Origin of the sequence: Streptomyces sp. ISL-43, assembly GCF_018614195.1 — a bacterium.
Taxonomy (GTDB): domain Bacteria; phylum Actinomycetota; class Actinomycetes; order Streptomycetales; family Streptomycetaceae; genus Streptomyces.
This window is the reverse complement of the sequence record NZ_JAGGOT010000028.1, coordinates 38646-59695: the sequence shown is the minus strand read 5'-3', so window position 1 is coordinate 59695 and position 21050 is coordinate 38646. Positions and strand designations below refer to the sequence as shown.

Annotated in this window: 18 protein-coding genes; 12 read left to right on the top strand and 6 right to left on the bottom strand. The window is 72.0% G+C overall.

The genetic code is table 11. The features are described from left to right. Window positions 1-3: 3 nt before the first annotated feature. The 4 genes from J7F03_RS15480 (at window position 4) to J7F03_RS15465 (ending at window position 3164) form a co-directional block, all read left to right on the top strand. Complete coding sequence (locus J7F03_RS15480) at window positions 4-723, top strand: YggS family pyridoxal phosphate-dependent enzyme (protein WP_214949825.1); 720 nt, start codon at window positions 4-6, stop codon at window positions 721-723. 151 nt (window positions 724-874) lie between these two features. Continuing rightward, entirely contained in the window at window positions 875-1486 is a 612-nt protein-coding gene (locus J7F03_RS15475) for a cell division protein SepF (protein ID WP_214949823.1), read from the top strand. A gap of 60 nt (window positions 1487-1546) precedes the next feature. After that, window positions 1547-1843, top strand: coding sequence for a YggT family protein (locus J7F03_RS15470; protein WP_112450285.1), 297 nt, complete (start codon window positions 1547-1549; stop codon window positions 1841-1843). Between the two features lie 82 nt (window positions 1844-1925). Further along, complete coding sequence (locus tag J7F03_RS15465; protein WP_214949821.1) at window positions 1926-3164, top strand: DivIVA domain-containing protein; 1239 nt, start codon at window positions 1926-1928, stop codon at window positions 3162-3164. A 246-nt stretch (window positions 3165-3410) separates the two neighbouring features. Here the strand turns inward: J7F03_RS15465 and ileS are convergent, their stop codons facing one another. Continuing rightward, a complete protein-coding gene (gene ileS / locus J7F03_RS15460; protein WP_214949819.1) occupies window positions 3411-6569 on the bottom strand; it encodes an isoleucine--tRNA ligase in 3159 nt (1052 codons plus the stop codon). A 614-nt stretch (window positions 6570-7183) separates the two neighbouring features. Here ileS and J7F03_RS15455 point away from each other — a divergent pair. From J7F03_RS15455 to J7F03_RS15435, 5 genes are all read left to right on the top strand, one after another. Continuing rightward, on the top strand, window positions 7184-7990 hold the full coding sequence (locus J7F03_RS15455) for a TraR/DksA C4-type zinc finger protein (protein ID WP_214949817.1): 807 nt from the start codon (window positions 7184-7186) through the stop codon (window positions 7988-7990). 134 nt (window positions 7991-8124) lie between these two features. After that, window positions 8125-8688: a signal peptidase II gene (gene lspA, locus J7F03_RS15450; protein WP_214949815.1), complete on the top strand. Its 564-nt coding sequence runs from the start codon at window positions 8125-8127 to the stop codon at window positions 8686-8688. A gap of 75 nt (window positions 8689-8763) precedes the next feature. Next, complete coding sequence (locus J7F03_RS15445; RefSeq protein WP_214949813.1) at window positions 8764-9705, top strand: RluA family pseudouridine synthase; 942 nt, start codon at window positions 8764-8766, stop codon at window positions 9703-9705. Window positions 9706-9752: 47 nt separating this feature from the next. Next, complete coding sequence (locus tag J7F03_RS15440) at window positions 9753-10175, top strand: GNAT family N-acetyltransferase (RefSeq protein WP_214950009.1); 423 nt, start codon at window positions 9753-9755, stop codon at window positions 10173-10175. Between the two features lie 123 nt (window positions 10176-10298). After that, window positions 10299-11891 (top strand): Na+/H+ antiporter, encoded by a 1593-nt coding sequence (locus tag J7F03_RS15435; protein WP_214949811.1) that lies wholly within the window; start codon window positions 10299-10301, stop codon window positions 11889-11891. Window positions 11892-11929: 38 nt separating this feature from the next. Here the strand turns inward: J7F03_RS15435 and J7F03_RS15430 are convergent, their stop codons facing one another. Together J7F03_RS15430 and J7F03_RS15425 are read right to left on the bottom strand one after the other, a co-directional pair. Next, entirely contained in the window at window positions 11930-12973 is a 1044-nt protein-coding gene (locus J7F03_RS15430) for a GDP-mannose 4,6-dehydratase (protein WP_374104338.1), read from the bottom strand. Then, the gene (locus J7F03_RS15425; protein WP_214949809.1) at window positions 12970-14160 is read right to left on the bottom strand and encodes a glycosyltransferase; all 1191 of its coding nucleotides are present in this window, start codon (window positions 14158-14160) and stop codon (window positions 12970-12972) included. The genes J7F03_RS15430 and J7F03_RS15425 overlap by 4 nt, the downstream gene beginning before the upstream one ends. Window positions 14161-14233: 73 nt before the next feature. Between J7F03_RS15425 and J7F03_RS15420 the strand changes: the two genes are divergently transcribed. After that, the gene (locus J7F03_RS15420; protein WP_214949808.1) at window positions 14234-14917 is read left to right on the top strand and encodes a response regulator transcription factor; all 684 of its coding nucleotides are present in this window, start codon (window positions 14234-14236) and stop codon (window positions 14915-14917) included. Then, complete coding sequence (locus tag J7F03_RS15415) at window positions 14914-16368, top strand: HAMP domain-containing sensor histidine kinase (protein ID WP_214949806.1); 1455 nt, start codon at window positions 14914-14916, stop codon at window positions 16366-16368. Before J7F03_RS15420 ends, J7F03_RS15415 begins: the two co-directional genes overlap by 4 nt. 77 nt (window positions 16369-16445) lie before the next feature. On the opposite strand, the gene J7F03_RS15410 is transcribed toward J7F03_RS15415, so the two are convergent. Next, complete coding sequence (locus tag J7F03_RS15410) at window positions 16446-17474, bottom strand: mechanosensitive ion channel family protein (protein ID WP_251071965.1); 1029 nt, start codon at window positions 17472-17474, stop codon at window positions 16446-16448. Between the two features lie 51 nt (window positions 17475-17525). Between J7F03_RS15410 and J7F03_RS15405 the strand changes: the two genes are divergently transcribed. Next, window positions 17526-18095 carry a dienelactone hydrolase family protein gene (locus tag J7F03_RS15405; protein ID WP_214949802.1) on the top strand — a complete coding sequence of 190 codons (570 nt, stop codon included), beginning with the start codon at window positions 17526-17528 and terminating at the stop codon, window positions 18093-18095. Window positions 18096-18180: 85 nt separating this feature from the next. Here the strand turns inward: J7F03_RS15405 and J7F03_RS15400 are convergent, their stop codons facing one another. Next, window positions 18181-19116, bottom strand: a complete 936-nt coding sequence (locus J7F03_RS15400; RefSeq protein ID WP_214950007.1) for a zinc metalloprotease — start codon at window positions 19114-19116, stop codon at window positions 18181-18183. Window positions 19117-19339: 223 nt separating this feature from the next. Then, on the bottom strand, window positions 19340-21022 hold the full coding sequence (locus tag J7F03_RS15395; protein ID WP_308379560.1) for an alkaline phosphatase D family protein: 1683 nt from the start codon (window positions 21020-21022) through the stop codon (window positions 19340-19342). Window positions 21023-21050: the final 28 nt, after the last annotated feature.

Below are 21050 nucleotides of genomic sequence, written 5' to 3'. Positions count from 1 at the left end.
CGAATGACGGACCGTAAGGCCGAGCTGGCCGAGAACCTCGCGCGCGTGGAGGAACGCATCCGCGCCGCCTGCGCGGCCGCCGGGCGCAAGAGGGAAGAGGTGACCCTCATCGTGGTCACCAAGACCTACCCGGCGAGCGACGTACGACTGCTGGCGGACCTGGGTATCCGTCACGTGGCGGAAAACCGGGACCAGGACGCGGCCCCCAAGGCCGCGGCCTGCGCGGATCTGCCGCTCAGCTGGCACTTCGTCGGTCAGTTGCAGACGAACAAAGTCCGTTCCGTGGCGGGATACGCGCAATTCGTGCAGTCGGTCGACCGGCCGAAGCTCGTCACCGCGCTCTCGCCGGCCGCGGAGGGCGCCGGACGGGAACTGGGCTGCCTGGTGCAGATCGCCCTCGACGCCGAGGCGGGCGGGAGAGGGGACCGCGGCGGCGCCGCGCCTGAGCAGCTCGCCGAGTTGGCGGACCTCGTGGCGGCGGCGCCCGGACTGCGGCTCGACGGGCTGATGACGGTCGCGCCGCTGGCCGGGCCCTACGCGGGACGCGAACAAGCGGCCTTCGAGCGGCTGATGGAATTGTCATCCCGCCTGCGCGGGGACCATCCTGCTGCCACGATGGTGTCCGCCGGGATGAGCGCGGACCTGGAAGAGGCTGTTGCGGCCGGTGCGACACATGTACGCGTCGGCACTGCGGTACTCGGCGCGAGACCCCGGCTCGGGTAACGTCGCGAAGAAAGTCGGACCACAGCAGAAAATATGGTCATTTCCGCAGATGAGCGGACGGACCACGTGGATCGCGGGCAGTTGGTGACATTCGTGACACGGCGAGACACCTGCGACAGGGCGATCCACCACAGAGCGGAGGACTCAGAGAATGGCCGGCGCGATGCGCAAGATGGCGGTCTACCTCGGCCTCGTGGAGGACGACCGGTACGACAGCCCGGGGTACGACCCCGACGACGAGTTCGAGCCCGAGCCGGAACCGGAACGGGAGCGTCGGCGACAGCAACCCGTTTCGCACCAATCGCCCGTATCGGACGAACCGGTACGAGTTGCACAGCCTCCGGCACCAAGAGAACCCCTCCCAATGCCGGTTGAAAATGGACGTCCTGCGCGAATCGCCCCCGTGGCATCCATCACACCCGACCGCTCGAATCTGGAGAAGAACGCCCCCGTGATCATGCCCAAGGTCGTCTCCGAGCGGGAGCCGTACCGCATCACGACGCTCCACCCCCGGACCTACAACGAGGCCCGTACCATCGGGGAACACTTCCGCGAGGGCACTCCGGTGATCATGAATCTCACGGAGATGGACGACACGGACGCGAAGCGTCTGGTCGACTTCGCCGCCGGCCTCGTGTTCGGCCTGCACGGCAGCATTGAACGCGTGACACAGAAGGTGTTCCTGCTGTCGCCTGCTAACGTCGATGTCACGGCGGAGGACAAGGCCCGCATCGCGGAGGGCGGGTTCTTCAACCAAAGCTAGACCGATCCGTCAGATACGGGACCGGGAACAGAGCGGGAGCAGGGGAGAGGGAAGCGCGGGATGGGCGTCGCACTGCAAGTGGTCTACATCGCGCTGATGTGCTTCCTCATCGTGCTGATCTTCCGACTGGTCATGGACTACGTGTTCCAGTTCGCACGTTCATGGACACCCGGCAAGGCGATGGTGGTCGTTCTGGAGGCCACCTACACTGTCACCGATCCACCGCTCAAGCTTCTCCGGCGGCTCATCCCGCCGTTGCGTCTCGGGGGCGTGGCACTCGACCTGTCCTTCTTCGTTCTGATGATCATCGTTTACATCCTCATCAGTTTCGTGAGCACCGCTGCGAGAAGCGTGTGAACGATGAGCTTCCCCGCAGGCGCGGGGACAGTCCCGATACGGTCTTGCCGACTGCCGACGACTACGTAGAGGTGAAGAAGACATGCCGCTGACTCCCGAGGACGTGCGGAACAAGCAGTTCACGACCGTCCGCCTGCGAGAAGGCTATGACGAGGACGAGGTCGATGCCTTCCTCGACGAGGTCGAGTCCGAGCTGACGCGTCTGCTGCGCGAGAACGAGGACCTGCGCGCCAAGCTCGCTGCCGCCACGCGTGCCGCCGCGCAGAACCAGCAGCAGCAGGGCATGCGCAAGCCGGAACCCCAGGACCAGCGTGGCCCCGGCGCCCCCGTGCCCGCGGCCATATCCGGCCCGCCGCAGCAGCAGCAGCCCCAGATGGGTCCCCCGCAGCTTCCGGGCGGCCAGCCCCAGCTGCCGGCCGGCCCCGGCGGACACGGACCGCAGGGTCCGGGCCCGATGGGCGGCCCCATGCAGCAGCACACCATGGGCGGCCAGCAGCAGATGGGCCAGCAGGGCATGGGCCAGCAGGGCCCCGGCCCGATGGGCAACCCCATGCAGCAGCAGTCCATGGGCGGCCAGAACCAGCTCGGCCAGCAGATGGGTCAGCAGATGCAGCCGATGGGGCAGCAGATGCAGCCCATGGGCCAGCAGATGCAGCCCATGGGCCAGCAGATGCACCAGCAGCCGCAGCAGCTTCCGCAGCAGGGCCCCGGTGGCGACAGTGCCGCCCGCGTCCTGTCGCTCGCGCAGCAGACCGCCGACCAGGCGATCGCGGAGGCCCGTTCCGAGGCCAACAAGATCGTCGGCGAGGCCCGGTCGCGCGCCGAGGGCCTGGAGCGGGACGCCCGCGCCAAGGCCGACGCGCTGGAGCGGGACGCGCAGGAGAAGCACCGCGTCGCGATGGGCTCCCTGGAGTCCGCCCGCGCCACGCTGGAGCGCAAGGTCGAGGACCTGCGGGGCTTCGAGCGCGAGTACCGGACCCGTCTGAAGTCCTACCTGGAGTCGCAGCTGCGCCAGCTGGAGACCCAGGCCGACGACTCGCTGGCTCCGCCGCGGAACCCCGCCGGTCCCGCGCTGCCGCCGTCGCCGACTCCTTCGATGGCCCCGGCCGGTGCGATGCACTCCATGGGCGGTCCGTCGATGGGTGGCCCCTCGCCGATGGGCGGTCCGTCGCCGATGGCCCCGTCCTACGGTGGCGGCCAGCAGCAGATGTCCCCGGCGATGACGCAGCCGATGGCTCCGGTGCGGCCTGCCGCTCCGCAGCCGATGCAGCAGGCGCCGTCTCCCATGCGGGGCTTCCTGATCGACGAGGACGACAACTAAGCGGTAACCCGTCGGCAGACGGTCGGGCCGGGCCCGGTTCCCCTTCGGGGGCACCGGGCCCGGCCCGTTTGCGTACCCGGGCTCCCGGGGCTCCGCCCAGACCCCGGGCCTCGGACGCCGGCGGGGCTGATCCTCAGCCCGTACGGGGCCCGGGGCGCGGTCGCGGGAAACGGTGAAAGGGCGGGCGGAACAGCGAAGCGGCCCGCGCCCCCGGGCAGGGGGACGCGGGCCGCTGGGGCCGGGCGGCTACGCCTTGCGCAGGCGGAACGTCAGGCCGAGGGGCTCGTCCTCGAACGGGTCGCCGTACGTGGCGTCCGCCTCGGCGGACGCGTAGTCCGTGGCGAGGACCTCGTCCGCGATGAGGGCCGCGTGGTCCGTCAGGGCCTGCACGACCTCCGGGGACTCCGAGGTCCAGCGCAGGGCGATGCGGTCCGCCACGTCGAGGCCGGAGTTCTTGCGGGCCTCCTGGATCAGGCGGATCGCGTCACGCGCCAGGCCCGCGAGCCGCAGCTCCGGAGTGATCTCCAGGTCCAGCGCGACCGTCGCGCCGGAGTCGGACGCAACCGACCAGCCCTCGCGCGGGGTCTCCGTGATGATGACCTCCTCCGGGGTGAGGGCGACGCTCTCGCCGTTCACCTCGACCGACGCCTCGCCGGAGCGCAGCGCCAGCGACAGCGCCGCCGCGTCCGCCACGGCCACGGCCTTGGCCACGTCCTGCACGCCCTTGCCGAAGCGCTTGCCGAGCGCACGGAAGTTCGCCTTCGCCGTCGTGTCGACCAGCGAGCCGCCCACCTCCGAGAGGGAGGCCAGCGAGGAGACGTTCAGCTCCTCCGTGATCTGCGAGTGCAGCTCGGGGGAGAGGGACTCGAAGCCCGATACGGCGATCAGCGCGCGGGACAGCGGCTGGCGGGTCTTGACGCCCGACTCGGCCCGAGTGGCGCGGCCCAGCTCCACGAGGCGGCGTACCAGCAGCATCTGCTGGGACAGGACCGGGTCGATCGCCGAGGCGTCCGGGGCCGGCCACGTGGAGAGGTGCACCGACTCCGGGGCGTCCGGGGTGACCGGGACGATCATGTCCTGCCAGACCCGCTCCGTGATGAAGGGGGTGAGGGGGGCCAGCAGGCGGGTGACCGTCTCCACGACCTCGTGCAGGGTGCGCAGCGCGGCCGCGTCGCCCTGCCAGAAGCGGCGGCGCGAGCGGCGGACGTACCAGTTGGAGAGGTCGTCCACGAAGGAGGAGAGGAGCTTGCCGGCGCGCTGGGTGTCGTACGCCTCCATGGCCTCGGTGACCTCGGTCGTGAGGGTGTGGAGTTCCGAGAGGAGCCAGCGGTCCAGGACCGTGCGGTCCGCCGGGGCCGGGTCCGAGGCGGACGGCGCCCAGTTCGACGTACGGGCGTAGAGCGCCTGGAAGGCGACCGTGTTCCAGTACGTGAGGAGGGTCTTGCGGACCACCTCCTGGATCGTGCCGTGGCCCACGCGGCGGGCCGCCCACGGGGAGCCGCCGGCCGCCATGAACCAGCGAACGGCGTCCGCGCCGTGCTGGTCCATCAACGGGATCGGCTGCAGGGTGTTGCCCAGGTGCTTGGACATCTTGCGGCCGTCCTCGGCGAGGATGTGGCCCAGGCAGACCACGTTCTCGTAGGAGGACTTGTCGAAGACGAGGGTGCCGACCGCCATCAGCGTGTAGAACCACCCGCGCGTCTGGTCGATGGCCTCCGAGATGAACTGCGCCGGGTAGCGCTTCTCGAAGATCTCCTTGTTCTTGTGCGGGTAGCCCCACTGCGCGAACGGCATCGAGCCCGAGTCGTACCAGGCGTCGATGACCTCCGGCACGCGGACGGCTTCCAGGGAGCAGCCCTCGTGCGTGCAGGTGAAGGTGACGTCGTCGATGTACGGGCGGTGCGGGTCCAGGCCGGAGAGGTCCGTGCCCGTCAGCTCGCTCAGCTCCGCGCGGGAGCCGATGCACGTGAGGTGGTTCTCCTCGCAGCGCCAGATCGGCAGCGGGGTGCCCCAGTAGCGGTTGCGGGAGAGCGCCCAGTCGATGTTGTTGTTCAGCCAGTCGCCGAAGCGGCCCTGCTTGACGGAGTCCGGGAACCAGTTGGTCTTCTCGTTCTCCCGCAGCATCGCGTCCTTGACGGCGGTGGTGCGTACGTACCAGGACGGCTGCGCGTAGTAGAGCAGCGCGGTGTGGCAGCGCCAGCAGTGCGGGTAGCTGTGCTCGTAGGCGATGTGCTTGAAGAGCAGGCCGCGCGCGTCGAGGTCGGCGGTCAGCTTCTCGTCGGCCTTCTTGAAGAAGACGCCGCCGACGAGCGGGACATCCTCCTCGAAGGTGCCGTCGGGGCGGACCGGGTTCACGACGGGCAGGCCGTACGCGCGGCAGACCGCGAGGTCGTCGGCGCCGAAGGCGGGGGACTGGTGGACCAGACCGGTGCCGTCCTCGGTCGTGACGTACTCGGCGTTCACGACGTAGTGGGCGGGCTCCGGGAATTCGACGAGGGAGAACGGGCGCTCGTACGTCCAGCGCTCCATCTCCTTGCCCGTGAAGGACTCGCCGGTGGCCTCCCAGCCCTCGCCGAGGGACTTCTCCAGCAGCGGCTCGGCGACGACCAGCTTCTCGGAGTCCTCGACGCCGGTACGGCGCGCGACGACGTACGTGACGTCGGGGTGCGCGGCGACCGCGGTGTTGGACACCAGGGTCCAGGGGGTCGTCGTCCAGACCAGCAGCGCGGCCTGGCCGGCCAGCGGGCCGGAGGTCAGCGGGAAGCGTACGTAGACCGAGGGGTCCACGACCGTCTCGTAGCCCTGCGCCAGCTCGTGGTCGGAGAGGCCGGTGCCGCAGCGCGGGCACCAGGGGGCGACGCGGTGGTCCTGGGTGAGCAGGCCCTTGTTGAAGATCTCCTTCAGCGACCACCACACGGACTCGACGTACTCGGGGTCCATCGTGCGGTAGGCGTCGTCCAGGTCGACCCAGTAGCCCATGCGGGTCGTGAGCTCGGCGAACGCGTCGGTGTGGCGGGTCACGGACTCGCGGCACTTGGCGTTGAACTCGGCGATGCCGTACGCCTCGATGTCCTTCTTGCCGTTGAAGCCGAGTTCCTTCTCGACGGCGAGCTCGACGGGCAGGCCGTGACAGTCCCAGCCGGCCTTGCGGGCCACGTGGTAGCCGCGCATGGTGCGGAAGCGGGGGAAGACGTCCTTGAAGACGCGGGCCTCGATGTGGTGCGCGCCGGGCATGCCGTTCGCGGTGGGCGGGCCCTCGTAGAAGACCCACTCGGGGCGGCCCTCGGACTGCTCCAGGGTCTTGGCGAAGGTCTTGCTCTCGCGCCAGAAGTCGAGGACCGCGTGCTCGAGGGCAGGCAGGTCGACCTGGGCGGGTACCGGGCGGTATTGCGGCGGTGTGGTCATGAGGCTGAACTCTTCCTCCGGCGGGGTGTCACTTCCGTCCGGAGGGACGAGAGCCGACGTGCGCTCCCGCGGTACCACCCTCCTTGGCCTCCGGACGTGTGGTCCGGGGGCCCCCTCATTGGGGTGCGAAGCCGGTTCTACGGTCCGTACGGGGCCCGTGCGGGCTCCCTACGGCTTTCTTCCGGCGGCTCCGGGGTGATCCTTCGCATCGCGCTCGCCCCCGGGCTCTCACCGTCCCCGGGTCGCTCCTGGCTGCGTCCGACGCTACTCGTCCCCATCCATGCCTCTCGCTGGGCCCAGTGTACGGGCCGGGGCGCGGCTCGGCAGACCGGTTTACGGGGCGTGGCGCGGGGGTGCGGGAGCGCCCCGCGGAGGGGCCTGCGCAGGGCGCCGCAGAGGGGGCCGCGGAGCGGGCGGGGATGACCCGAATGGGCCGATGCGGCGCTCCGGGGTGCGGTGGGGCGGGAGGGGCGGATTACCGGGCCCCCGGCTGGGCACAACGGATGCAGGTTGACCTCGATGGACGCGTGCCCCGTTGCCGCGGGGCCGGAGTCGATTTATCGTTCCGGCACGATTCGCGAGCAATGATCACAGTATGTGAAGGGGCCGCGGCCATGGTGGCGAAGAAGACCGCCGGGAGTACACCTGAGAAGGCTGCGGAGAAGGCTGCCGTGACGGAGGAGGCGGACGCCGTCGAGGCGCCGGCGACGGCGCCGGCGAAGAAGGCGCCCGCCAAGAAGGCGCCCGCCAAGAAGGCGCCCGCCAAGAAGGCGCCCGCCAAGAAGGCGCCCGCCAAGAAGGCTGCCGTCAAGAAGACGGCCGCCACGAAGACGGCCGCCGTCAAGAAGACGGCCGCGAAGAAGGCCACGGCCAAGACGGCCGGGGCCGAGGGGGCGGCGCACGCCGCGCGACAGACGGGAGCCCGGAAAGTGGTCGCCAAGAAGAGCACCGGCACGGCCAGGAAGACGGCCGCGACAGCGACGAGCGGGCTGCCCAAGGCTCGGGGCACGGCGGTGGGCTCGCCGGGCGAGCTCGCCGTACGGCCCGGCGAGGACCCGTGGACCCAGGAGGAGGTCGTCGAGGCCCGCAGCGAGCTGATGAGCGAGGTGCTGCGGCTGCGCGCCGAACTCGAGGCCTCCGAGGTCGCCATCTCGGGCCTGATGCGGGACTCGGGCGACGGCGCGGGCGACGACCAGGCCGACACGGGCACCAAGAACATCACCCGGGAGTCCGAGCTCGCGCTCGCGGCGAACGCCACCTCGATGCTGGAACAGACGGAGCGGGCCCTGGAACGCCTGGAGGCGGGCACCTACGGGATCTGCGAGAACTGCGGCCAGCCCATCGGCAAGGCCAGGATGCAGGCCTTCCCGCGGGCCACCCTGTGCGTGGACTGCAAGCAGAAGCAGGAGCGGCGGCACTAGGCGGCGGCGGGCGGGCGGGTGTCGACGCCGGGCGGCGGCCGGCGGGTGCCCTGACGTACCCTCGTGTCTCGTCAGGGTCCAGGAACCTGGCGGGGCGGTCGGCAACCTGGTTCGAGCTAGTTCGAGGGACTCACGTGACAGAGGCGGAGCGCATCATCGGTACGCCGGAGGCCGGGGAAGACGGCACCCGGCCGGAGTCCGCCGCGCCCAAGGGACGGCGACGGATCGTCGCGCTGCTCGTCGTGGCGGTGCTGGCCTACCTGCTGGACCTCGGCAGCAAGATGCTCGTCGTCGCGAAGCTGGAGCACCAGCCGCCGATCCACATCGTCGGGGACCTGCTGAAGTTCGAGGCGATCCGCAATCCGGGCGCCGCCTTCGGCTTCGGCGAGGCCTTCACCATCATCTTCACCTGCATCGCCGCCACCGTGATCCTGGTGATCGTGCGCCTCGCGCGGAAGCTGTACAGCCTGCCGTGGGCGATCGCGCTCGGCCTGCTGCTGGGCGGTGCGCTGGGCAATCTGACCGACCGGATCTTCCGTTCGCCGGGCGTCTTCCGGGGGGCGGTCGTCGACTTCATCGCACCCGCCCACTTCGCCGTCTTCAACCTCGCGGACTCGGCGATCGTGTGCGGCGGGATCCTGATCGTCCTGCTGTCGTTCCGGGGCCTGGACCCGGACGGCACCGTCCACAAGGACTGACCGGGAAGGGCCGCGGGGCCGTTCGCGGGAGAGATCGCGGGACCGGGCGTCTGTCCGGTCCTGCATACTCGACAGGTGAGTACGATTCCCGAGATCCGCACCCTGCCCGTTCCCGATGGCCTAGAGGGCGAGCGCGTCGACGCCGCCATCGCCCGTATGTTCGGTTTCTCCCGGACGAAGGCGGCCGAGCTCGCGGCCGCGGGGAAGGTGTCGGTCGACGGCAGTGTCGTCGGGAAGTCCGAGCGTGTGCACGGTGGCGCCTGGCTCGAAGTCGAGATGCCCGCGCCGCCGCGCCCGGTCGAGCTCGTCGCCGAGCCCGTACCCGGCATGGAGATCGTCCATGACGACGACGACATCGTCGTCATCATGAAGCCGGTCGGCGTCGCCGCCCACCCCAGCCCCGGCTGGACCGGTACCACGGTCATCGGCGGCCTCGCCGCCGCCGGCTACCGCATCTCCACCTCCGGTGCCGCCGAGCGCCAGGGCATCGTGCACCGCCTCGACGTCGGCACGTCCGGCCTGATGGCCGTCGCGAAGTCGGAGCGCGCCTACACCTCTCTGAAGAACCAGTTCCGCGAGCGGATCGTCGACAAGCGCTACCACGCGCTGGTCCAGGGCCACCCGGACCCGATGAGCGGCACGATCGACGCGCCGATCGGCCGGCACCCCAGCGCGGACTACAAGTGGGCCGTGACGAAGGACGGCAAGGACTCCGTCACCCACTACGACCTGATCGAGGCCTTCCGCGCCGCCTCGCTGCTGGACATCAAGCTGGAGACCGGGCGTACGCACCAGATCCGCGTGCACATGTCCGCGCACCGCCACCCGTGCGTCGGCGACCTGACCTACGGCGCCGACCCGACCGTCGCGAAGCGGCTCGGTCTGACGCGGCAGTGGCTGCACGCGGTGCGCCTCGGCTTCGAGCACCCGTCGGACGGCCAGTGGGTGGAGTTCGAGAGCACCTACCCGGCGGACCTGCAGCACGCGCTGGACGTGATCCGGAAGGAAAGCGAGTGACCGACGCCCCTGCCGTCTCGGTGCGGGTGGCCTCCACGGAGGCCGACATGAAGGCCTGCTTCGCGGTACGGACCGAGGTGTTCGTGGTCGAGCAGTCCGTGCCCGAGTCGATCGAGTACGACGCGTACGACGCGATCGCGGTCCACGTACTGGCCGAAGGGCCGGACGGCGTCGCGCTCGGGACCGGCCGGCTGCTGCACGGGCCCGAGGCCCTGGGCAAGACGGGATCGCCGGACGTCGGCTCGCTGGGCCGGCTGGCCGTCACCAGGTCCGCGCGCGGGCTCGGCGTCGGGGTCGCGCTGGTGCGGGCGATCGAGGCGGAAGCGGCGGGGCTCGGCCTGGCGGCCGTCGACCTGGGCGCGCAGACGCATGCGCTGGGCTTCTACGAGCGGCTCGGGTACGTGGCCTACGGGCCGGAGTTCGAGGACGCGGGCATCCCGCACCGGTCGATGCGGCGAGCTCTGCCGTAACCCCGGCCGGGAGTGGGCGTGGCCCCGCGGGGCTCGCCCCTTGCCGTCCTTCGACCGCTCTCTGGGCTCCGCCCGGCCCCGCGCCTCGAACGCCTACGGGGCCGGGGGTGGCAGGGTGAGGGAGTGGATCAGCTAGCTCTGCTGTTCGTGTTGTTGCTCGGGGCCGTGGTGACAGTCCCCCTCGGGGACCGGCTGGGGCTGCCCGCGCCGGTGTTGATGACGCTCGGCGGGGTGGGGCTCGCGCTCGTGCCCGCCGTGCCCAACGTCGACATCCCGCCCGAGTACATCCTGCCGCTCGTGCTGCCCCCGCTGCTCTACGCCTCCGTGCAGCGGACCTCCTGGCGCCAGTTCGCCGCCAACGTGCGGCCCATCCTGCTGCTGGCCGTCGCGCTCGTGTTCGTGACCACCGCCGCCGTCGCCGCAGTGGCGCACGCCGTCGTGCCCGGGCTGCCGATCGCCGCCGCCGTCGCGCTGGGCGCGCTCGTCGCGCCGCCCGACCCCGTCGCCGCCACCGCCGTGGCCGGGTCGCTCGGGCTGCCCCGGCGGATGGTGTCGATCCTGGAGGGCGAGGGGCTCTTCAACGACGTCACCGCCATCGTGCTCTACCACGTGGCCATCGCCGCCGCCGTGAGCGGGAGCTTCTCGTGGCCCGGGGCGCTCGGGGAGTTCGTGCTCTCCGCCGTCGTCGCCGTGGCCGTCGGGCTCGCGCTGGGCTGGGCCGCCAACCGGCTCATGGGGCGCCTCGGCGACGCCACGCTCCAGATCGGGCTGACGCTGCTGGTGCCGTTCGTGGCGTACGTGGTGGCCGAGGAGTTCCAGGGCTCGGGCGTGCTGGCCGTGCTGACCACGGCGCTGTTCCTCGCCGAGTACGCGTCCGACGCCGACGACGTCCTGGGCCGGCTGGCCGGGCACACCTTCTGGGAAGTCGTCGACATGCTGGTCACGGGCGTCGCGTTCGGCCTGATCGGGCTGGAGCTGCACAACGTGTTCGGCGTCGCCCGCGGCCGGGAGTGGGAGATGACCGGATGGGCGGCGGCCGTGGTCGCGGTGGTGATCGCCGTACGGCTGGTGTGGCTGCTGCCCGCCGGCTGGCTGGCGAAGCGGCTGCACTCGCGGCGCGACTACGAGGAGGAGATCCCGCTGAGCTGGCGGGAGTCCGTGGTGATGTGGTGGGCGGGCATGCGGGGCGTTGCCTCGGTGGCACTGGCCCTGGCGATCCCGTTCCGGACGGACGCCGGGGAGGCGTTCCCCGGTCGGGACCAGATGATCTTCATCGCCTTCGCCGTGATCATGGTGACCCTCGTGGTCCAGGGGCTGACCCTGCCGTGGCTGGTCCGCCGGCTCGGCGTGGAGGCCGATACCGACGCGGAGGCGGAGATCGCGCGGACCCTCGCGATCCGCGCGGCCAAGGCCGCCAAGCGGCGGCTGAAGGAGATCGAGGAGGCGGAGGACCTCCCCGAGGACCTGGTGGAGATCCTCTACCGGCGGGCGTACGACGTGGGGGCGAGGATCAGCCCCGACATGGTCGACGAGGAGCGGCGCGAGGCGTACGCGAAGCGGGTGGAGCGGATCCGCGACGTGCAGCGCGTCCAGCGGGAGATGATGTCCGCCGCCCGCCACGAGGTACTGGCCGCCCGGAGCGAACCCGGCGCCGATCCGGAGATCGTCGACCGGGTGCTCCGGCACTTGGACGTCCGCAGCCTGCGCAGCCCGTAGCGGCGGGGCGTGTGGCGCGTGGGGAGGAGGGGCGCCCCCTATACCTGGTAGCGGTCCGGGGCGAAGAGGTGGAGGTGGGAGGCTATCCAGTCCGAGGTGCGGGTCAGGCCCTCGCGGAGGGAGACCTCGGGCTTCCAGCCGGCCCAGTCGCGGGCGCGCGTGTTGTCCGACAACAGGCGCTGGACCTCGCTGCCCGAGGGCCGCAGCCGGGTCGGGTCCACGACGATCTCCGCGTCCCGGCCCGACGCGGCGATCAGGGCCCGGGCCAGGTCGCCGATGGAGATCTCCTCGCCGGCGCCGAGGTTGACCACCTCGCCCAGCGCCCGGTCGCACTCCGCGACCGCCAGGAAGCCCGCCGCCGTGTCCGTCACGTACGTGAAGTCCCGGGTGGGGGTCAGGGAGCCCAGGCGGACCTCCCGGGCGCCCGAGTGGAGTTGGGCGAGGATCGTGGGGATGACCGCGCGCGCAGACTGGCGGGGGCCGTAGGTGTTGAACGGCCGGACGACCGTCACCGGCAGCCCGAAGGCGTGGTGGAACGACAGCGCCATCATGTCCGCGCCGATCTTCGACGCGGAGTACGGGGACTGCGGCTGGAGCGGGTGGCTCTCGGAGATCGGGGCCGTCAGGGCGGTCCCGTAGACCTCGCTGGTGGAGGTGTGCACGAGGCGGCGCACGCCGTGGCGGCGGCAGGCCTCGGCCATGTTCTCGGTGCCGGTGACGTTGGTCTGGACGTACGCGCCGGGCGAGGCGTAGCTGTACGGGATGCCGATCAGCGCCGCCAGGTGGAAGACCGTGTCGCAGCCGGCCACGGCGTCGCTCACGCGGCCCGCGTCGCGGATGTCGCCCGCCCACATCTCGACCGGGGCGTCGGCGCCGGCCGGGCCGGCCAGGTACCGGGCCAGGTGGCCCTTCTCCGCGTACGGCTTGTAGTGCACGAAGGCGCGGACCTTCGCGCCCCGCTCCACCAGCAGGTCGACGAGGGTGGAGCCGATGAATCCCTCGGCCCCGGTGACGAGCACCGTGCGGCCCGTCCAGTCGAAGGAGGCGGGGGCGGACATCGGCGTGGACATCGGCGTGGTCATGCGAACTCCAGGGGAGAGGGGGAGAAGGAGGGGAAGCCGGCGACGCGCAGCACCTGCGCCGCCAGCAGTTCGGCGGCCCGCGCGTGCGGGCCGGGGTCGGCCGCGCCGGCCATCGCGGACAGCCGCGCCGGGTCGGCCAGCAACGGGGCGAGCAGATCGGCGAGGCGGCCGGCCGTCGCGTCCTCGTCCGCCAGCAGCAGCCCCGCGCCCGCGTCGGACAGCACCCGGGCGTTGTGGGTCTGGTGGTCGCCGGGGGCGTGCGGGTACGGGACGAGGACGGCCGGGACGCCCGTCGCGGCGAGCTCCGCCACCGTCGCCGAGCCCGCCCGGCACACCACCAGGTCGGCGGCCGCGTAGACCAGGTCCATCCGGTCCAGGTAGGGCACGGCCCGCGCGATCCGCTGCCCGCCCGAGGCCGACAGCCGTGCCACCGTGTCCGCCAGCACGGCCGGACCCGTCTTGATCAGCAGCTGTACGTCGGCCCGCGCCTGCCAGGCGGCGGCCAGTGCGGCCGCGGCCTCCGTGAGGCGGACGGCGCCCAGGCTGCCGCCGTTGAACACCACCAGCCGCCGTCCGTCCGGCACCCCGAGCTCCCGCCGGGCCTCGGCGCGCAGCGCCGCCCGCTCGCGGGCGGGCAGGACCGAGAGCCCCGCCAGCGCCGCCGAGATCGGCATACCGGTGGTCAGCGCCCGCGCCCCGCCCGCCAGATGCGGCCGGCTGCGGTCGAAGGCCACCGCCATGTGCGGGGTGAGGCGGGCCGCGAACCGGTTGGCCCGCCCCGGCACCGCGTTGGACTCGTGGATCACCGCGGGCAGCCCCGCCATCCGGGCCCCGAGCACGGCGGGCGCGCTCGGATAGCCGCCCATGCCGACGGCCACGTGCGCGCCCTGCGCCCGGATCACGGCCCGCGCCTGTCCCGCCGAGCGCAGCAGAGCCGCCGGAAGCAGGTAGCGGGCCGCGCCCAGCGCCGGGTCGAAGGGGATCATGTCGACGGTGTGCAGCCGGTAGCCGGCGGCCGGGATCAGCTCGGTCTCCAGGCCGCGTTCGGTCCCGATGAACGAGACCACGGCGCCGGGCACCGCGGCGCGCAGCGCCTCGGCCAGGGCCAGCCCCGGGTAGATGTGGCCGCCGGTGCCGCCCGCGCCGATCACGACGGAAAGCGGTGAAGGTGTGGGTGAGGTGGTCATGGACGCACACTCGCGGTGCGTCCTAAGAAGGTTCTAAGAGGTTCCCCGCGAACCGTTTGGCAGGCTTTGCGGCATGCAGCGGATTCTGGTGGTGGACGACGAGCCCGAGGTGCGGGCCGCCGTCGAGGACGGCCTCGCCGTCGAGGGGTACGAGGTGCGCGGCGCGGCCGACGGACTGGCCGCGCTGTCCGAGGTGGCGCTCTGGCAGCCCGACGTGCTGGTCCTCGACGTGATGATGCCGGTGCTGGACGGGCTCGGTGTCTGCCGGCAGCTCCGCGCGGTGGGCGACCGTACGCCCGTACTCGTGCTCACCGCCCTCGGCGCGGTCAGCGACCGGGTCGACGGACTGGAGGCCGGGGCCGACGACTACCTGGTCAAACCGTTCGCGCTCGACGAGCTCGTGGCGAGGGTACGGGCGCTCCTGCGCCGGGCCGCCCCCGAACCGGCCGGGTCCGCGCCCGAACTCTCCTACGGGGACCTTGTCCTCGACCCGGAGACCCGCACCGGGCGGCGCGGCGGGCGGCCGCTGGAGTTCAGCCGCACCGAGGCGGCCCTCCTCGAACTGCTCCTGCGCCACCCCGGACAGGTGCTGCCGCGCGAGCTCCTCCTGGAACTGGTGTGGGGGCGGGACTTCGGGCCGGACTCCAACTCGCTGGCCGTCTACGTCGGCTACCTGCGGCGGAAGCTGGAAGCCGGCGGCGAGCCCCGGCTGGTGCACACCGTGCACGGGGTCGGCTACCGGCTGGACGCCGCGTGAGCGGCGCGGGCGGTACGCGTGGTCCGGGCGGTACGCGCGCTGCGGGCGGGCGCAGGCTCGCAGTGCCGTGGCGGCGCAGGCGGCCGCTGCGGACCCGGCTCGCGCTCGCGGCCACGGCGGCGGTCGCGCTGGTCGCCGTCGGCGTGTGCGCGGCGGCCTTCTTCGTCGTGCGCGGCGCGCTGTACCGCCAGCTCGACCTCAACCTCACCCAGTCGGCCCGCCTCGCCGCCCAGCGCAACCCGGACTCCGGACCCGGGACCCTGAGCGGGGAGTGCCGGTTCCTGGCGGCGCCGGCCTGCGCGGAGGTCGTGCCGGCGGATCCGGCGAGCGACCCCGCCGCGCCGTACCTGCTGCCGGTGGCCCCCGCCGCGCGGGCCGTCGCGGCGGGCACCAAGGCCCCCTACTACACCAGCATCGTGCACGCCGGGCACCCGGCGCGGATGCTGACCACCGACTACACCAAGGGGCGGGCGCTGCAGGTGGCCCTGCGGGCGGACAGCGTGGAGGACGGCATCGAGGAGGCAGCGTGGTGGCTGGCGCTGACGGCGGCGGCGGGCATGCTGCTGGCCGCGCTGCTCGGCTACTGGGTCGCGCGGACCGGCCTGGCACCGGTCACCCGGCTCACGGCCACCGCCGAGCGGATCGCGGCGACGCGGGATCCCCGGCACCGGATCGAGCTGCCGCCGCCGGGGCCCGGGCGCGGCGCGGAGGACGAGGTCACCCGGCTCGCCGGGAGCTTCAACACCATGCTGGGAGAGCTGGAGCAGTCCGTGACCGCGCAGCGCAGGCTGGTCGCGGACGCCTCGCACGAGCTGCGGACACCGCTGACGGCGCTGCGGACGAACGCGGAGCTGCTGGCGCGGGGTGAGCGGCTGACGGCCGGGCAGCGCGAGCGGGCCTCGCTGGCGCTCGGGCGGCAGTTGCGGGAGGTGACGGGGCTGGTCAACGACCTAATCGAGCTGGCGCGGGACGAGGAGCCGCAGCTGCTGGTGGAACAGGTGCGGCTGGCTCCGCTGGTGGAGTACTGCGTGGGGGCCGCGCGGGCGCATTGGCCGGGGGTGGAGTTCCGGGTGCGGGCGCAGGAGGAGGTCGTGGTGGCGGGGGTGCCGGCGCGGTTGAGCCGGCTGCTGGGGAATCTGCTGGACAACGCGGCGAAGTTCAGCCCGGCCGGGGCGGAGGTGGAGGTGGACCTGACCGTGCGGGGTGCGGGTGGAGGTGCGGGTGGGGCTGAGGTGACCGTGCGGGACCACGGGCCCGGGATCGCGGAGGGGGATCTTCCGTACGTCTTCGACCGGTTCTACCGGGCGGGGGCGGCGCGGGCCCTGCCGGGGTCCGGGCTGGGGCTGGCGATGGCGCGGCAGATCGCGCGGGCGCACCGGGCCGAGCTGACGGCCGAAGCCGCTCCGGGCGGGGGTGCGATGTTCCGGCTCACGTTCGGCGCGGGCGAGTGAGAGTGCGGTGCCGCGTGCGGCGCCGCTGCCGGGGCCGGCCCCCGGACCCCCGCGCCTCAGACGCCGGCGGGGCTGGGTTACGCCGGCGGTCGTGGGGGTGCCTCGGTCGTCGTGATGTGGGGGAGGGCGTACGGGTGGTGGGTGAGGAGCCAGGTGATCAGGCGTTCGCGGACCGCGCAGCGCACGGTCCAGACGTCGTCGGCGTTGTTCGCCGTGACCACCGCGCGGACGTGGATCGTGTGCGGGGTGGTGTCCGTGACGGCGAGGGAGCCGGTGCGGCCGTCCCATTCCGGGATGTCCGTCAGGATCTGCCGGAGCTGCTCGCGCATCAGGTCCACCGGAGCGCTGTGGTCCAGGTGCCAGAACACGGTGCCCGTCATCTGCGCGCCCCCGCGCGACCAGTTCTCGTAGGGCTTGCTCGTGAAGTACGACACCGGCATCGTGATCCGGCGCTCGTCCCAGGTGCGGACGGTGAGGAACGTGAGGGTGATCTCCTCCACCGTGCCCCACTCCTTGTCCACCACCACCGTGTCGCCGATCCGGACGGTGTCGCCGAAGGCGATCTGGAGTCCGGCGAAGAGGTTGCCCAGTGCCGACTGGGCCGCGATGCCCGCCACGATGCCGAGGACGCCCGCCGAGGCCAGCATCGAGGTGCCGACCGTCCGCATCTCGGGGAACGTGAGCAGCATCGCCCCGAAGGCCACCACGATGACGGCCGCCGTGGCGACCCGCTGGATCAGCGTGACCTGGGTGCGGACGCGGCGGACCCGCGCGTCGTCCGGGCTGTCGGCGGCGTAGCGGGCGTAGGTGGAATCCACGATCGCCGTGACGATCCCTACCAGCAGCCACGCGGCCGCGGCGATCAGGACGAGGGTCAGCACGTGGCCCGCGCCGTCCGCGCGGCGGCGCATGCCCTGGAGCAGTGAGGCCGCCAGGACCACCAGGAACGGCGGGCGGCAGCGGCGCAGCAGCCCCCACAGCGGGGTCTCGCCGTGCCGGGCGTCGGCGCGGCGCAGGAGCAGGTCGAAGAGCCATCCCGCGAGCAGGGTGACGGCCAGGGTGCCGGCGACGGCCGCGGTCGGGCGCAGGAACGAGTCCGTGTCCATGGACGTCAACCGTAGCCGGACGGCGTCCTGGGGAGCTGGCACGATGGAGGCATGAACATCATGCTTTTCCATTCGACCTACGGGCTGCGGCCCGCGGTGCGGGAGGCGGCCGACCGGCTGCGCGCGGCCGGACACGAGGTCCAGGTGCCGGACCTCTTCGAGGGACGCACCTTCGAGACCGTCGAGGAGGGCATGGCCCACCAGGACGAGATCGGCCGTGACGAGCTGCTCAAGCGCGCCGTGCTGGCCTCGGCCCCCTACTCCGACCACGGGCTGGTCTACGCGGGCTTCTCCTTCGGCGGCTCGATCGCCCAGCACCTGGCGCTCGCCGACGAGAAGGCGCGCGGGCTGCTGCTCCTGCACGGGACGGCCGACCTGGCGGACGGCGTCTCGGTAGACGAGCTGCCGGTGCAGCTGCACATCGCGGACCCGGACCCCTTCGAGCCGCACGACTGGCTGACGGCCTGGTACCTGCGGATGCGGCGGGCCGGGGCGGACGTGGAGGTCCACAGCTATCCGGGGGCCGGGCACCTGTTCACCGACCCGGGGCTGGACGACTACGACGCCGAGGCCGCCGAGCAGGCCTGGACGGTCGCCCTCGGCTTCCTCGACAGCCTGTAGGGGAGAACGCGGACGGGGCCCCACGGACGTGGGGCCCCGTCGTCATATGTGCGTCAGCGCGTCAGCGCGTCAGCGAGGCAGAGCGTCAGGCGCGGTAAACCGTCCACATGCTCTTCATGCGGGTCACCTGGCCCGCGCTGAACTGGTACATGCACGAGTCGTACGTGTAGTCCATGAAGTTGTGGATCGGGTCGACGCCCGCCTTGCTGGCGCAGCTGTCACGACCGGTCGGGCACTCGAAGGCCGCGCTCTTCTCGGCCGGGGTGTCCGAGACGGAGTCGCCGCTGCCGTTACAGCCGCCCTGGAAGGTGTGGTAGAGCCCCATCCAGTGGCCGACCTCGTGGGTCGCGGTGTCGCCCTCGTTGTAGTTGGCGGCGGAGCCGCCCGGCAGCGAGGTGTCCAGGACGACCACGCCGTCCATCATCGGCTGCGAGGCGTAGGAGCTGGGGAAGGTGGCCCAGCCCAGCAGCCCGCCGGAGAGGTTGGCGGTGTAGAAGTTGAGGGCTTCCGGGCCACCCTTGCGCAGCGTGTTCTTCATGGTCTTCTCGGCCGTGGAGCCGGAAGCCAGGTTGTACCAGCTCGCGTTGTCCGTGTAGTCGGTCGCCGCCAGGGTGAACTGGTAGGTGGTGTCCACGTTTCCGGTGCCCTGGCCGGCGTAGGCCGCGTTGAGGACCGCCAGCTGATTGCTGATGTCGGTGGACGTCAGCTTTCCGGTGGTGCCGGAGTGGACGACGTGGAAGTACACGGGGATGTTCGTGACGGCCTCGGCGACGCGCAGGCTGCGCGGCTCCTTCGAGGACTTGTCCAGCTTCGCCTTGAGGTCGGCGTCCATGGCCTTGGACTGGACCTCGGTGACCTCGTTGGGCTCGGCCGCGTGCTGGTCCTTCGGGCGCGCCACGCGGGCGTTGGCCGCGCCGGCCTCCTCTGCGCACACCTCGGCGCCGGTCTTGGCGGCGGCGAGCGTGGTGGGGGTGGCGAGGGGGGTGAAGGCCAGGGTTCCGGCCAGCACGGCCGTACCCATCAGGCGGCGGCGAAGAAGGGGGGATATGCGGGCAAGAGCGCGCACGTGTGCTCCTCGCGAGTGGGGGTATGACGGGAAGGATCTCCTCCCGACTGGCGCGAAGCTTACGTGCGCATGTCATAAACAGGTCAAGGGTCTTACGTAAAAGATTTGTTGCTTTTGATGCCGAAGGGGCGCCTGGTCTGCACCAGGCACCCCCTAGAACAGCAAATTTGACGGTATGTCAGCGAACCGGCTGGTCGGCCCGTTCCACCTTCTGGGTGCCGTTCAGTGTCCGGTAAGAGCGCTGCCAGGCGGCCGTGGCGTCCTGGCGCCGCTTGTCGGAGACCGTGTAGTAGTCCATCTGCGACCGCTCGGCCGTCACGTCCAGTACGCCGTATCCGTGAGCGTCCATGTCCAGCCACTTCACGTGCCGGTTGGCCGCCTTGATCGCCGCCTCCGCGACCAGGGAAGCGGTGTCCGCCGGGACGTGCAGGAGGTCGTCGATGTTGTCGGAGGTCACCGAGGTCACCACGAACTCCACGCCCGCCGACCGCGACCACGGGTACGTGGCCGCCGTCACCGGGACGTCGTTCGCCCACGCCATGTGGATGTCACCGGTCAGGAAGACGGTGTTGCGGACGGACCGGTCCGTCAGGTGGCCCAGCAGCTCCCGGCGGTCGTCCGTGTAGCCGTCCCACTGGTCCACGTTGATCGCGAGGCCGCCCTTGGGCAGGCCGAGCAGCTCCGCGAGCGGCTCCAGCAGGTGCGCGGGCAGGGAGCCGAAGGCCACCGGCGAGATCATCACCGAGGTGCCCACCAGCTTCCAGGTCGCCTGCGAGCCCGCCAGACCCGCCTTCAGCCAGTCCAGCTGCGCCCGGCCGGTGAGCGTGCGCTCCGGGTCGTCCACCTTGCCGCTGCCGATGCCCGCCTGCTGCGAGCGGAAGCTGCGCAGGTCCAGCAGGTGCAGGTCGGCGAGGGTGCCGAAGCGCAGCCTGCGGTAGACGGTGCCCTCGGTGGAGGTGCGGACGGGCATCCACTCGAAGTACGCCTGGCGGGCGGCTGCCGCGCGGGCCGCGAAGTCGCCCTCGGTGGCCGGATCGTGGTTCTCGGCGCCGCCCGACCAGGTGTCGTTGGCTATCTCGTGGTCGTCCCATATCGCGATGATCGGGTGGGTCAGGTGCAGGGCCTGGAGGTCGGCGTCCGTCTTGTACTTGCCGTGGCGCGTGCGGTAGTCGGCCAGGGTGAGGATCTCGTGCGCCGGCTCGTGCTGCCGTACGACGTACTTGGCCTCGGGGTAGCCGCCGGTCTTGTACTCGTAGATGTAGTCGCCCAGGTGCAGGACCGCGTCGAGGTCGGCCCGCGCGGCCAGGTGGCGGTACGCCGAGAAGTAGCCCGACTCCCAGTTGGCGCAGGAGACCACGCCGAAGCGGACCCCCGGGGTCGTGGTCTCGGCGGCGGGAGCGGTACGGGTCCGCCCGGCCGGGGAGACGGCGGCGCCGGCCGTGAACCGGTACCAGTACGCGGTCTGCGGCCGCAGCCCGCGCACGTCGGCCTTGACGGTGTGGTCGCGGTAGGCGCCGGTGGCGACGGAGCCGCTCGCGACGACCCGGGAGAAGGCCTTGTCCTCGGCGATCTCCCAGCCCACCTGGAGGGCCGGTCCCGCGCCGGAGCCCGGCACGGCCTCGGGGGTCGGGGTGACGCGGGTCCACAGCAGGATCCCGTCGGGCAGCGGGTCGCCCGAGGCGACGCCGTGCACGAAGGAGGGGGCGGCGGCCGCGCTCGTGGCGGCGTGGGCCGGGCCGGCGGCCAGCGCGGACATCGGGGCGAGCGCGGCGGTGGCCGCCGCGGCCAGCACGACCGTGCGGCGGCGCGGGGTCGGCGCGGACGCCGAATCCGGTACGGAAGAGGAGAGTTGACTGGTCACGGATCATCATATTACCGACGGGTATCGA

Bases quoted from the DNA above. Each gene is read 5' to 3' on its own strand.
- J7F03_RS15480 (WP_214949825.1), top strand. From the start codon at position 4: ATGACGGACCGTAAGGCCGAGCTGGCCGAGAACCTCGCGCGCGTGGAG.
- J7F03_RS15475 (WP_214949823.1), top strand. From the start codon at position 875: ATGGCCGGCGCGATGCGCAAGATGGCGGTCTACCTCGGCCTCGTGGAG.
- J7F03_RS15470 (WP_112450285.1), top strand. From the start codon at position 1,547: ATGGGCGTCGCACTGCAAGTGGTCTACATCGCGCTGATGTGCTTCCTC.
- J7F03_RS15465 (WP_214949821.1), top strand. From the start codon at position 1,926: ATGCCGCTGACTCCCGAGGACGTGCGGAACAAGCAGTTCACGACCGTC.
- ileS (WP_214949819.1), bottom strand. From the start codon at position 6,569: ATGACCACACCGCCGCAATACCGCCCGGTACCCGCCCAGGTCGACCTG.
- J7F03_RS15455 (WP_214949817.1), top strand. From the start codon at position 7,184: ATGGTGGCGAAGAAGACCGCCGGGAGTACACCTGAGAAGGCTGCGGAG.
- J7F03_RS15440 (WP_214950009.1), top strand. From the start codon at position 9,753: ATGAAGGCCTGCTTCGCGGTACGGACCGAGGTGTTCGTGGTCGAGCAG.
- J7F03_RS15430 (WP_374104338.1), bottom strand. From the start codon at position 12,973: ATGACCACGCCGATGTCCACGCCGATGTCCGCCCCCGCCTCCTTCGAC.
- J7F03_RS15425 (WP_214949809.1), bottom strand. From the start codon at position 14,160: ATGACCACCTCACCCACACCTTCACCGCTTTCCGTCGTGATCGGCGCG.
- J7F03_RS15420 (WP_214949808.1), top strand. From the start codon at position 14,234: ATGCAGCGGATTCTGGTGGTGGACGACGAGCCCGAGGTGCGGGCCGCC.
- J7F03_RS15410 (WP_251071965.1), bottom strand. From the start codon at position 17,474: ATGGACACGGACTCGTTCCTGCGCCCGACCGCGGCCGTCGCCGGCACC.
- J7F03_RS15405 (WP_214949802.1), top strand. From the start codon at position 17,526: ATGAACATCATGCTTTTCCATTCGACCTACGGGCTGCGGCCCGCGGTG.
- J7F03_RS15400 (WP_214950007.1), bottom strand. From the start codon at position 19,116: ATGGGTACGGCCGTGCTGGCCGGAACCCTGGCCTTCACCCCCCTCGCC.